The following is a 12,498-nucleotide window of genomic DNA, read 5'->3' on the forward strand; positions in this document are numbered from 1 at the left end:
ACTTGTCGACAAAACGCCTTAAAATTAGCCAATTTCTATTACTTTCGTTGACCTTACTGATGTCAGGCTTTGTGCTGGCCGACGAAAATTGGTTAACGATTAACGTTACCGGCGTGCCGAAAAAAATTGAAAAGAACATTGTTGCTCATTTAGGCACCTTGCCAGATAACGATGTTCAGCGGCGTGCATTTTTATTTACCGTTGACGATAACACCCATAATGCGCTTGAATCCATGGGCTACTACCATGCAATTTTAGATATTGATGTTAAAGAGAATGATAAAGGCCCTTGGGAGTTAAGCCTCAATATAACCCCAGGCGAACCAGTCATTATTCAATGGGTGGATATTAATTTTCAAGGTGACATGCTCCAAGATAATACCTTTTCACTCTGGCTAAACAGTCTAAAAATTAAGCCTGGTGATACCTTAAACCACGGTGTCTATGATTCGATAAAATCACAGTTAATCACGTTAGCGCTGGCAAGAGGATATTTTGATGGTCAATACACCAAATCAGAAATCAACATTAATCGTGACTTAAATACCGCCCAAATTAACCTACTGTTTAATTCTGGTAAGCGCTATTTATTTGGTGATGTTCACTTTGAAGGCAGTACTCTCAATGATGACATTGTTGAATCATTAATTCCTTTTGATGCTGATGCGCCTTACGCCACACAGCTATTAACTGAGTTTAATCGCAACTTATTAAACACAGGTTACTTCAGTAACATTAAAGTATTACCACAATTAGATAAAATTGATACGAGGGTAGTTCCCATTAACGTTCAGTTAAGTCCACGCCCTAGTCATCTTATTGGAGTAGGTTTAGGTGCTGATATCGGTAACAGTACTGAAAACAGTGTCGATCCTCGCGTGCGAGTCACTTGGCGCACGCCGCAAATAAATCGCTATGGCCATAATCAAGAAACCAGTGCAGAGTGGTCTCCTGAACGACCTAAAATTTTGACGACTTATACTATTCCATTAACCCACCCTTTGGATGATCAACTAAAAATAAAACTAGGAATATTACGTGACACATATGGTGTCACCCAAGATTATGACGCTGAAAAACGTCAATTTAATAATACCGGTCAACTAGAGTCTAGAAAGTACTTAGTTGGATTAACCCGTCAACGGCGCTCTAAAAGCAATTGGTTACATGGTTATTCAGTTGAGTCTATTAGAGAATTCTTTAATCAACTCGATACAGATTTCGACCCACGTTTTTATTTACTGGGTTACAACCTCACAAAAACCGTTCGTGGTGATAATAGCCTCGATCCCAAGTCAGGTTATCGTCAAACTTATAGCCTTGAATACGCTGATCCTTCCTTAGGCTCCACCATTCGGCTTGTCCGTTTACAAGCCAGATTTAAATGGGTTGATACTCTATTTGATAAGCACAGGTTTGTCGCCAGAATGGACTTAGCGGCCAATATTGTTGATAAACATGATATTAACAATATTCCACCATCGTTACGTTATTTCGCCGGTGGAGACCAAAGTATACGGGGTTACAGTTATCAAGAATTAGGGCCTTATATTGACTATACCAACAGCGAAGGAGGCTTATCTCGACAGGTCGTCGGCGGACGCTATTTAGCCATTGGTAGCGTAGAATATCAATACTATCTTACTCCAACCTGGCGCGTCGCCACCTTTGTCGATGCTGGCAATGCTTTTGATACTCAGCAATTTGAACCCGTGGTATCTGTTGGCGGTGGAGTGCACTGGATATCACCCATTGGTCCAATTAGAATGGACTTAGGTTTTGGCTTAAAAGAAACCGAGACGGTCGCACGTTCATATCGTTTCCATTTAACCATGGGAACAGATTTATGATAGATAAACATACTGAGCAAAGTCTTTTGCAAAATAATGAGCAAAATACTCAATCAGAGGAATCACTCAAGCCAAGTCATAAAAAAGTAAACAGATCAACCAGCCTATCGGCAAGAATTTGGCGCAGTGTTAAGCTTTATACCCGAATACTCATCTATGTCCCTTTGGTGTTATTGATGCTGTTTGCCATCATTATCGGCACCCCATTTGGTAGTAGAATGGGAGTCATACTAGTCAATCAATTTGTCAGCGATGTTGACGTTGAGTATGCCTCAGGCACCTTAAATGGTGAACTCACTTTGCATCACGTGTCATGGTCAATGCCAGGGATCAGTGTCAATGCAGAAAATTTAACATTAGGATGGCTGCCTACCTGTTTGATTAACAGACAAATTTGTGTGACAAAACTCGTTGCATCGAGCATTGATGTAAACATTGTCAGCGATAAAATTCCAGTATCTACAAACGCTAATGAAACAGGTGATAACGAAGACCCTTTTACCGAGCTTGAATTACCCTTTGACATTAGCCTTAGCCACGCCCAATTGGCACACGTTACTGTTGATGTAAATAACATGACATTTTATGCCGATAATTTAACGACTCAAGCCATCTGGAATAGCACAGGGCTTGTGGTTGAATCACTCACAAGCCAAGGGCTAATCGTCAATATTCCTGATACAACATCAGCAAGCCAAACCAATCATCAAGCAGATAACAAAACGACTAATCAAACTGCTGACGCCAAAGCAGTTTCATGGCCACTGGCTAATTTGCCACAAGTATTTATGCCTTTCCCTGTCAATGTTAGGCAATTTAATGCCAGTGAAAGTCAGCTCATTATCGGTAAACGTACCGACCATTTTAGCCATATAGCGTTAGCCGCCAGTTTTCGTCAATTTCAACTTGGAATAACCCAACTGGATATTCAACACAATGATGGTGATGTGAGTGTTACGGGGGAAATAGCTTTACTCGACCATTATCCACTCACATTAAAGCTCGTTGCCAATGTCGATAATCTACCTGAATTGCCGGGGCTTAAACAACAACAACTCCAGTTGAATCTCACCCAAGACTTAAGTCGGTTAAATATCAACGCTATTGCTAAGGGCGATACTCATTTTAATCTTGCCGCTGAAATGAATCTCACCACAGCAGCGCTTGATTACCAAGTAACGCTTACCGACGCCGCATTACAGTGGCCGCTAAAAAATCCGCAGTACACCAGCAATATTAGCCGTTTTACCAGTCAAGGTAATATTAAAGACCAAGAGGCGCAGTTTGAAGGGCAACTGACCACGCCTTACCACCCTGCTTTGGCTATTATTGCAGATGTCGTTAATCGTAAGCAGAAACTGACCATTAATAAACTTAATATCCAATCCGTTGCTGGCAATATAGATCTGACAGGACAGCTGTCATATCGAGATAAAATAACATGGCAAGCCAATGTGCTTACCGACGCTATTCAATTGCAATACATTGATTATATTAATCAGCAAACCTCCATCAAAAGTAAATTCGGTGGCCGTTTTAACAGCAGTGGCACCATCGCTGATAAACAATGGCAAGTGGCAGTCCAAGATGCGAACTTAACAGGATATTTAAATGGTTATCCATTGAATTTACAAGGTGATATTTCATTAAATCAAGAGCTTGCTATTAATGCGACCAATCTTCAAGCAAATGCACTGGGGGCTCAGTTAGTCATCAATGGCCAAGCCAACAAAGCTTGGAACATCGCTGCCGAACTTAGCGTGCCCGATGTTAGCCAATGGCTAAAAGGTGGCCGCGGTAATATCTTTGCCAAAGTTGATGTAACCGGCAATAGTGCAGACCCAATAGTTGATATTAATGCAAAGATCAGCCAATTCAGTTACCAAGGCAGTAAAATAGACAGCCTTGATTTACGCGCCAATTACCACCCCTATGCACAGCACAAGTATTGGATTGAACTGCATAATACTAATCTCGTATGGGACAGCTATAAACTGACGGATATCGCATTCTTCAGTGAAGGCAATCAACATCAACAACAAAGTAAGCTCAATACTCAAGGTGATGTGGTCATCAACACTCAAATGACCAGTAGTAGCAATATCGATAAACAACAGTTCAATGCCACATTAACAGAATTCAGGATCAGTAATGCTCTTGGACAATGGCAACAAGATAAACAAATTACTGCCAGTTGGGATCAACTTAATCATCGTGGCAGCGTGGGCCGTTTTTGCTTAGTGCATCCCCACAATAAATTATGTTTAATCAATGATGTTAATTTGGGTCACACTGGCCAAGCCAATATGACATTTACCGGTAACCCAGGTAAATCATTAGCACCGATGTTGTCTAAAAAAATTACCTGGCACGGTGAAGCTGCATTAACCACTCAAGTTAATTGGGCTAAAGGTAAAAAGCCCACTGCCAATGTTCAGTTTACGCTCTTGCCAGGTAACATTAAGCTTAGCCGTACCAAAAATAATACCATTAGCATCGACTACCAGCAGTTATTATTACAAGCCTCTCTCGATGAAAAACAAATTATTACTTCATTAAGTTTTGATTCGTCCGGCATCGCCAGTTGGCAAAGTCAATTGAGTGTCAACATCACTCCTGATCGCACCTTACAAGGTACGATCAATGTTAATGAACTGAATCTGGCTCCTTTTGGAGAGTTCTTCCCTAGGATCGAAACCTTAGAAGGCATTTTATCCAGTCGATTAAGCTTATCCGGCACCCTTATGGATCCTAGTGTATCGGGTAATATTAAACTCAACGACGGTGCATTTTCCTTATCAACCAATCCAACATTGATCGATAAAATCTACTTGTCACTGGCACTAGAAGGCCAACAAGGGCAACTCAATGGCCAATGGCATATGGGTGACGGACAAGTGAGCGCTCAAGGGACCCTCGATTGGCCACAAGGAAAATTTAGTGGTGATATTGATATAAAAGGCACTGATTTAGCTGTTATTCAACCACCTATAGCAATCTTAAATGTCTCTCCAGATATTAATATCACCTTTGATGAGCAACTGTTTGCGATAAAAGGCAACGTCAACGTGCCATCAGGACAAATAAAAATCTCTCAATTAGCAGAAGGAGGCGTTGCGGTATCAAACGATGTGGTATTTAACGATTCCGTTTCTGAAAAAATGGTTAGAACCAGTCCTTACGCCGTTACGGCCGATTTAAATATCAGTGTGGGTAAAAACCTTACCATTGATGGTATGGGTCTTAAGGGGAAGCTAGGAGGTGATCTTGTACTACAGCAGCAAGCTTTTAAGCCTCCCATGCTATTTGGTGATATCAAAGTCAATAAAGGTACCTATAAGTTTATGGGACAAACCTTAAGTATTGATACCGGTGAAGTCCAATTTGTTGGTCCGACAGCATTGCCAAACCTGAATATAGAAGCAACAAGAGACATTAAAGACAGCAATATAACCGCAGGAGTTCGAGTCACTGGCACACCAATGCGTCCAGTTGTCACCTTATTCTCTAACCCCGCGAAAGAGCAAGCTGAGGTGTTATCTTATATTTTGACGGGTAAAGGCTTTACCAGTACAACCAACCAACAAAGCAACTCATTAATGATGGGTGCGGCACTCAGTTTAGGCTCTCAATTTGATGGTGGAGCAATGAATAGCATTGGCAGTACTGCAACGGGGCTGGTTGAAAAATTTGGTTTTTCCAACGTACAACTTGATACCAACGATGAGGGTAAAGTGGCCGTGAGTGGTTATGTTGGCGAAGACTTAATGATTAAGTATGGTGTGGGAGTATTTAACCCCGGTTATGAAATGACCGTGCGATATTATTTATTTTCACAATTGTATTTAGAAAGTGTCTCGAGTACCTTAAGTCAATCATTGGATATCTACTATAGTTTCGAAATCGATTAGCGTTTAGCGTTTAGCGTTTAGCGTTTAGCGTTATTATAGAATTTAGCGATAAAATTCAGTCACAAAAAAAGCGCCCTTAGGCGCTTTTTTTCAACTCAGCAATTAAACAAACATGAAGTCGATATGTTCAATCAATTGTTTGAATGCATGACGTTGAATAGCTTTTACACGAACGCTAACTTCTTTACCGTCTATAGAGATGGTTAAATCAGTTGTATAAAAGTCATCATTTGATTGAATATTAATGATGTCTTTGTGTGCAAACTTGATTGATATAGGCTCTTTACCTGGACCATAGATTACTGCAGGAACTTGATCTGCATGACGTAGGCGGCGGCTCGAACCTTTCCCGATTTCTGTGCGGGTTTCTGCATTGATTGTGTAAGACATTAGTCACTCACTTAATAATTAATAAAGTATGAAGGCGTCACCATTTTCGACCAACGATGACTCAAATAAAGCGCGCGGATGTTACCACAATCACCAACAGCCCACAAGCAGATTAATTAACCCCAATGCCTCACGGGGCCACAATCAACATGTACAAATCCATCGCGAGGGTAAAACCCCACCCCACCTAACTTTAGAGAAAGCGCTGCATCTCGTAAATGTTTAGTCGACACACCGGGTAAAGCAATATCCATCGCCATCCCTTTCATGTGGAAACTTTTCTTAGCAACACCGTTACTTCGCGATGCGAGCATTTGATTTGTTTTGGGTGAGCGATAAGCCGAGATAACATTAATTTCATCATGATTATCTAATGTAGTCTGTAATTTATACAAATATTCAAATAATCTTTTATCAATAGGCGCGGCGATATTTTGGCGGTGATCACGTAATACTTGATTAAATTCAATCAGTGTCTCAGATTGATATTGGCCATCAACCCAAAAACTCCCCTGACTTCTTTCACCGGTATGGAGGTTATAAAAACGTAAATCTTTAACACCATGAGTTGAACGACTTGCTTGAGCGGTATTAGGTAACAGAGTTACCACTGCGGCGCCGCTTAAGCCTAATAATAACTGCCGACGAGTTAGGCACTCTACTGTCATTTACACACCACTATAATCTACATCTTCGGGAGTTAACCATGTTATTGAACACAGTTTATGTCTAATTAATTTCTCTATAATTTAATACTGAGAATTGAACATTGAGAATTGTTGGTTTTTTGCCCAACTGGTGAGTAAATTAAACATTAATGACAATAATTGCAAGTCTGGTCATTTTATCTTGCACAGTAAATGTGCAAATAAAGACTAATCTGTGAGATAGGTCAATGCCTTAGCATAGTGATTAACTTTACTTCATTATTACTGTGTGATCACTTTATCGGTAAAAATAGCATGTTGGCCAATCAAACTCATAACGTCAACGGAATCGACATCATAAATATCATCCCGATACTGAGCCACATGTTCATCATCAACCCAAGCTCGCCAGTAAACCAAATGCACAGGTAAAGTAGCAGATAGCGCAAACCACTGAGTTTTATCGTAATTTAATTGCATTCGGTTCCAAATGCGCTTATCAATGATCAAATATCGTGCAAACCAATCCGCTAACAGTTGTACTTTTTCAATCCGCACACACCCCGATGACAAAGCCCGTTGAGATTGGCGATATAATTCAGGATTAGGCGTGTCATGTAGATATACATCTAGATCGTTCTTAAAATGGAATTTATACCGCCCTAGCGAATTAAATGTCCCCGGGCGTTGAACAACCCGATAAGGAAACCGCCCTACGGCAGCCTCCTGCCATTGCTGTGCACTTTTCTCAACTAGGTGACCTTCATAATCAAACACATCAAACTTTTTTTTAGCTAAATAATGGCCGTCTTTATGAATTAGAGGCAACACATCTTTGCGTAATATCTGTCTCGGTACTGTCCAAGTGGGATTAAGTACGATATTTGAAATATTACCCTGCATGACTGGTGTTTGCCTATACGACTTACCCACAATCACTTTCGATTGCAGTACCACTTGATTATCTTCTACTAACACCATGTTGAAAGCAGGAATATTGATCAATAAATATGGTTGAGATAATTGGCTTGAATAAGCGGTTTTTTCCACAAAACTTTTTGCCAATAAGTGGCCGCGCGCTAATGGTGTTTGATTTAACCAAAATAACGTTTTTGGCCCGATAACCGAATCAGGTGTTAAGCCGTGACGGGCTTGAAATCGTTTAACGCTTTGCGCTAGGTCTTCTTTATAGACCACTTCATCAGCAGCATACTCAATAGCGTCGCCTAGCAACCATAACCGTTGACTAATCAGTTTAATGCTTTGATGACCATCACCTAGGCGTAACAAACCACCAGGTTCAATAGCTGGCCATGATTGTGTTTGCGATAACCATATAAGTTTACGAAGGTAATTAACAACCCAAAGATAATCATCGACTTCAGGCTCTAAGCTAATATTCTTCTCAACAATACTGGCTCCTGAGTTGAGCTTATCAAAAGATAACGGCACATTTTTTTGACGCCAAAAATCAGCGACAGATAACTGAATCATATCGACAGACTCTAGTTGCTCAGATATTGTGCCCGCTTGTAGCGTCGTTAAATACTGTTCACGTTCTAATGTCGGTTCTGCAAGATACTGAAGTAAAAGGTTTTGTGTTAAGTTATCAAATTCACTTCGTGCATTCGCCGACAAAAACAGCGAAATAAATAACAGTAGCCATGCTACGCACTTATATCCCCTCACAAAGCCTAAACCACTGTTCATGTTCTTCCCCATCACACTTTTATCTCTACGCTAAGGCATACTCTTATCGCAATCAGCCTATTAATAAAGTTTAAAAATCGATATAACGGACACCGACTATTACTCAATATGGTTTCTTAATCCCATGAATAATGAAAACAACCCTTGTTAACACTCATGGGCACATTTGCAAATGACCATGAGGTGTTAGCCAAACCCGTTAACGATATTACTGCATATAAACAGCATAACGTAATGACTGAGCATACTCTTAAACCACTATTCTAGTATGGCAAATGTTGAGCAGGATTGAATAACAGATACATCTGAGCAACAAAACTTAATACCAAAGCGTTACCTTAGTGTACATATATCAAGCAACATTATAAAAAATAACCAATTAGCATGCGGTTATCATCAAGTTGCTATGAAGGTTAATCCTGAGTTGTTATAAGGGACGTTAGCGGGTACTTAAGCCAGCATTCAGATAATAACTGTGAGACTCTTATGAATAAAAAACAACTCATTCAATCAATGGCAATACAATTGGCCATCCCACAAAACCAAGTTAAGCCGCAATTAGAGCAAATTTTAGCGGTGATTCATCAAGGGCTTACTGAAGGCGAGAAGATTTACATTCCCCAATTTGGCACATTCGAACTGCGTTTTTATTTACCCAAATTAGGGCGTAATCCACAAACAGGTGAAACAATAGACATTGACGGATTTAATCAACCTAGCTTTAAAGCATCACCGGCTTTAAAAACCTTAATCAACACTTAACCGTTAAATCAAGGTGCTAGAGACTATAAAAGCCTAGGTACTAGAACGCTTCGCGGCTAGAGACTATAACTGCAGTCGTAGCGGGAAGACGGTTTGTAGACGGTTGAATGCTGGGCTTACTGAAGCCAACGTTAGACATTCAGAGCCTAAGTACTAGAGTGCTTAGCAGCTAGAGACTATAACTGCAGGGCTATTTGCGGCTAGAGTCACTGAAATCAGCGTTAAAACCTTATATGCCTAAGTATTAGAGTGCTTAGCAGCTAGAGACTATAACTGCAGCATTCAGACCTCACCCGCTCTTATAGCCGCGTAGCGAACTAGCAGGACGAAGTCCGTTCTAGTACCTAGGCTTGTTCGCTTTTATCACTCTCACCGTTCTAACGTTTGTTACCATTACAACCAAATTTCAGACATAAAAAAGCCCCAACTAATGTTGAGGCTTTTTTACACCACTCTCTATTGCTAGAGATTATAATGGTACCCGAGGCCAGACTTGAACTGGCACGCTTATTCAGCGAGGGATTTTAAATCCCTTGTGTCTACCGATTCCACCACTCGGGCAAACTTAGTGTGCTTTGATAGAAAAACATCAACTCACTTAATTTGTTTTACATAAGATAAACTGAGCGGCTTTAGCCTCCCGCTTAACTTGAAGCACACTTTACTGATTTTTTTTGGCCAAGCAACTAAAACATTGATCACATCGAACTGAACGCTTCAAAAAACGCCAATCCGATGTAAAATCCAACAAAACAAAGTGTTTAGCACAGACATCTGATTAGTTGGCTCTCACTGGGGTTAAGCCCTTGCTACGATTAGTCACGGCTTCTTCAATCTCAAAGCCTGCTTCGCTCCACACTTGTGCTTCATCAACATTAAATGATTCTTTAGCCCAAATGGTTGCGGTGTCTAAATTGAAGTTAGCTTTTATCCAACCATCAGATTCAGCAGGTCCAAAGCCCCTTACACGCCAGTTTTGCGCTTGGGTCGAATCAAAGCCGATGGCTTTCCATTGACTAATCTCACGCTCAGACATGCCTTGCCAGCTAGGTACTGATGCACAAGCCACTAAACATAATACTAATAAACCTGACAATAATTTTTTCATAAATTCCTGATAATCAACATAAATACCACTGCACATAAATCGTCAAATTACGCATAAGAGATCGTAAATTTTGTGGATCATATCTGAGAATTTTTTTTTGACAAGTAGGATAAGAAAAAATAATTGTCCGTTAAACAAACCACAAAAAAAGGCCGCATCCGCGACCTTATTCACATTAACCTAAATCAAGACATTAGCTACGCTGACGACTTGGTTTTCCATGGTTACCGACCACTTTATGCTTACGCACTGCACGGCGGATTTTAGCGCTTTTAACTTTAGAACGCGCAACACTGTGTTTGTCGGTACCTAAAATTGAACGGGTTTCAGCTTCTAAACCGGCAAGTTTACGTAAGTAGTTTACTTGGTCAATAGTCAGCTCGATCCAGCCACCACGGGGTAAGGTCTTTGGTAATTCAACCATGCCATAGCGCACGCGGATCAAACGGCTGACTTGCACTTCTTGCGATTCCCACAAACGACGGACTTCACGATTACGCCCTTCACTCAGGGTCACATGCCACCATTGGTTGATACCTTCGCCACCAGCAGGTTTGATGCTGTCAAACTTTGCTGGACCATCTTCTAAGGGCACACCATTACGTAAACGCTGTACTGCGACATCTGACACTTCACCAAAGGTACGCACAGCGTATTCACGCTCTACTTCATTCGACGGATGCATTAAACGGTTAGCTAACTCACCATCACAGGTAAATAATAGTAACCCTGAAGTGTTAATGTCTAAACGACCTACCGCAACCCAGCGAGCATCACGCACTTTAGGTAAACGTTCAAACACGGTAGTACGGCCTTCAGGATCTTTGCGCGAACAAATCTCACCTTCAGGTTTATGGTATGCCAGTACACGACAAACAATGTCATCAGCTGATTTTAATGAAATAGCGCGGCCATCGATACGTATTTTGACATCAGCCTCAACACGATCACCTAAACCAGATATTTCACCGTCAACACTAACTCGGCCTGCAGCAATCCATGCCTCCATCTCACGACGGGAGCCATGGCCTGCACGGGCCAAGACTTTCTGCAATTTTTCACTCATTAGCGGACTCTTTAAAGGATTAAATATGAAAAACAAGATGTTAATAACTCTTGTTCCATTATCTTTTTAGGATTGTACCCGCAAGGAGCGCATACAATTTAGAAAAGTGCATCGATTATACGCTGAATGGAGCTGGTGAGCAAAAAATACCAGTGTTTCTCAACTATATCAGTCATGCTTACGCAAAATTGCTGCTTTAAGTGACTTATTAACGAAGAAATGCCGCTGTTAACGAGTCACTTTAATATTAAACACTAGGGCCTAGGCTATACCTGACTAGCTACACCACTAAAGTTACTCGCGACGCAAAACCTAAACCCCAAATGATGGTTATCACCATAGAGCCCAAAAAGGCATCACTGATTAATGGGATCATCCCTAACATAGTGGTGATAGCCGCCATCATCACAGGACGAACACGGCTTACACACGGATCAAGCCGTGCAAATCCAGCGTCCTTACCTTCTTTGTGTTCAAATTGATTTGAGCAACCAATACAATGCCATTTTGATGACCATGCCAGATAGATTCGATAACTCAAACAACACCCTAAAGCTAAACAGCGCATCCAATATCAATAATCCTGCTGATACGCCAGTAATAGCCAATGGTACAGTGAACCGGGTAATTAGTGGTTGTCGCACCACATTAAACAGGAACAAGGTGCGTAAAAATATCGCTAAATAGCCTATTGGGATCAAGCTAGAGACAGCCGTTATAGAACAACACAATTCGATTTTATTTCGCTTCGCTAATGGTAAAACGTTTAGCGAAGTGCCACAGGCCTATGATGCTATGCGAGCGGTTAAGGATGATTTATCTAATCTGTCGAGAAAACCCCGTGATCCGATCGTAGCGAAAGTCGCGGGGATGAATCGATAAACTAACCTTGCTCTTGAATATATTTTCGAATTGTATCAGCGGAGGCATTGCCGACTGAGCAAGCAAAATATCCATCAGACCAAAAAGTATTCTAAAACCAAAATTGCTTTTTAAGGTTCGGATATCTACTCCAAATTAATCTGTTGGTTTGCTGCTTAATTCTTCTAACATG

At 40.9% G+C, this 12,498-nt stretch carries 8 protein-coding genes, 1 tRNA gene and 2 pseudogenes; 3 read left to right on the forward strand and 8 right to left on the reverse strand.

Features of this window, described 5'->3' with window-relative positions:
• Positions 1 to 59: 59 nt before the first annotated feature.
• Together AAEY93_RS17745 and tamB are read left to right on the forward strand one after the other, a co-directional pair.
• On the forward strand, positions 60 to 1,850 hold the full coding sequence (locus AAEY93_RS17745; protein ID WP_351078752.1) for an autotransporter assembly complex protein TamA: 1,791 nt from the start codon (positions 60 to 62) through the stop codon (positions 1,848 to 1,850).
• Complete coding sequence (tamB, locus tag AAEY93_RS17750; protein WP_351078743.1) at positions 1,847 to 5,761, forward strand: autotransporter assembly complex protein TamB; 3,915 nt, start codon at positions 1,847 to 1,849, stop codon at positions 5,759 to 5,761. Before AAEY93_RS17745 ends, tamB begins: the two co-directional genes overlap by 4 nt.
• A gap of 102 nt (positions 5,762 to 5,863) precedes the next feature.
• Here the strand turns inward: tamB and rplY are convergent, their stop codons facing one another.
• The 3 genes from rplY to AAEY93_RS17765 form a co-directional block, all read right to left on the reverse strand.
• Positions 5,864 to 6,151: a 50S ribosomal protein L25 gene (gene rplY, locus AAEY93_RS17755; RefSeq protein ID WP_101030500.1), complete on the reverse strand. Its 288-nt coding sequence runs from the start codon at positions 6,149 to 6,151 to the stop codon at positions 5,864 to 5,866.
• A 116-nt stretch (positions 6,152 to 6,267) separates the two neighbouring features.
• Entirely contained in the window at positions 6,268 to 6,819 is a 552-nt protein-coding gene (mepK, locus tag AAEY93_RS17760) for a peptidoglycan L,D-endopeptidase MepK (RefSeq protein WP_101030497.1), read from the reverse strand.
• 261 nt (positions 6,820 to 7,080) lie between these two features.
• The gene (locus AAEY93_RS17765) at positions 7,081 to 8,508 is read right to left on the reverse strand and encodes a L,D-transpeptidase family protein (protein ID WP_124014107.1); all 1,428 of its coding nucleotides are present in this window, start codon (positions 8,506 to 8,508) and stop codon (positions 7,081 to 7,083) included.
• 486 nt (positions 8,509 to 8,994) lie between these two features.
• Here AAEY93_RS17765 and AAEY93_RS17770 point away from each other — a divergent pair, with 486 nt between their 5' ends.
• On the forward strand, positions 8,995 to 9,270 hold the full coding sequence (locus tag AAEY93_RS17770; protein WP_101030490.1) for an HU family DNA-binding protein: 276 nt from the start codon (positions 8,995 to 8,997) through the stop codon (positions 9,268 to 9,270).
• 475 nt (positions 9,271 to 9,745) lie between these two features.
• On the opposite strand, the gene AAEY93_RS17775 is transcribed toward AAEY93_RS17770, so the two are convergent.
• From AAEY93_RS17775 to AAEY93_RS17795, 5 genes and pseudogenes are all read right to left on the reverse strand, one after another.
• Positions 9,746 to 9,831: transfer RNA gene (locus AAEY93_RS17775), tRNA-Leu, on the reverse strand.
• Positions 9,832 to 10,048: 217 nt separating this feature from the next.
• On the reverse strand, positions 10,049 to 10,378 hold the full coding sequence (locus AAEY93_RS17780) for a hypothetical protein (RefSeq protein WP_101030488.1): 330 nt from the start codon (positions 10,376 to 10,378) through the stop codon (positions 10,049 to 10,051).
• A gap of 193 nt (positions 10,379 to 10,571) precedes the next feature.
• Positions 10,572 to 11,444 (reverse strand): 23S rRNA pseudouridine(2605) synthase RluB, encoded by an 873-nt coding sequence (gene rluB, locus AAEY93_RS17785; RefSeq protein WP_101030484.1) that lies wholly within the window; start codon positions 11,442 to 11,444, stop codon positions 10,572 to 10,574.
• A 280-nt stretch (positions 11,445 to 11,724) separates the two neighbouring features.
• A pseudogene (locus AAEY93_RS17790) lies at positions 11,725 to 12,160 on the reverse strand (efflux RND transporter permease subunit); the annotation flags it as partial.
• A gap of 167 nt (positions 12,161 to 12,327) precedes the next feature.
• Positions 12,328 to 12,402: pseudogene (locus tag AAEY93_RS17795) on the reverse strand (transposase); the annotation flags it as partial.
• Between the last annotated feature and the right edge of the window lie 96 nt (positions 12,403 to 12,498).

The sequence above is a fragment of the Shewanella sp. CAL98-MNA-CIBAN-0140 genome (assembly GCF_040309905.1).
Lineage (GTDB): Bacteria > Pseudomonadota > Gammaproteobacteria > Enterobacterales > Shewanellaceae > Shewanella > Shewanella psychromarinicola.

Bases quoted from the DNA above. Each gene is read 5' to 3' on its own strand.
- AAEY93_RS17745 (WP_351078752.1), top strand. From the start codon at position 60: ATGTCAGGCTTTGTGCTGGCCGACGAAAATTGGTTAACGATTAACGTT.
- tamB (WP_351078743.1), top strand. From the start codon at position 1,847: ATGATAGATAAACATACTGAGCAAAGTCTTTTGCAAAATAATGAGCAA.
- rplY (WP_101030500.1), bottom strand. From the start codon at position 6,151: ATGTCTTACACAATCAATGCAGAAACCCGCACAGAAATCGGGAAAGGT.
- mepK (WP_101030497.1), bottom strand. From the start codon at position 6,819: ATGACAGTAGAGTGCCTAACTCGTCGGCAGTTATTATTAGGCTTAAGC.
- AAEY93_RS17765 (WP_124014107.1), bottom strand. From the start codon at position 8,508: ATGAACAGTGGTTTAGGCTTTGTGAGGGGATATAAGTGCGTAGCATGG.
- AAEY93_RS17770 (WP_101030490.1), top strand. From the start codon at position 8,995: ATGAATAAAAAACAACTCATTCAATCAATGGCAATACAATTGGCCATC.
- AAEY93_RS17780 (WP_101030488.1), bottom strand. From the start codon at position 10,378: ATGAAAAAATTATTGTCAGGTTTATTAGTATTATGTTTAGTGGCTTGT.
- rluB (WP_101030484.1), bottom strand. From the start codon at position 11,444: ATGAGTGAAAAATTGCAGAAAGTCTTGGCCCGTGCAGGCCATGGCTCC.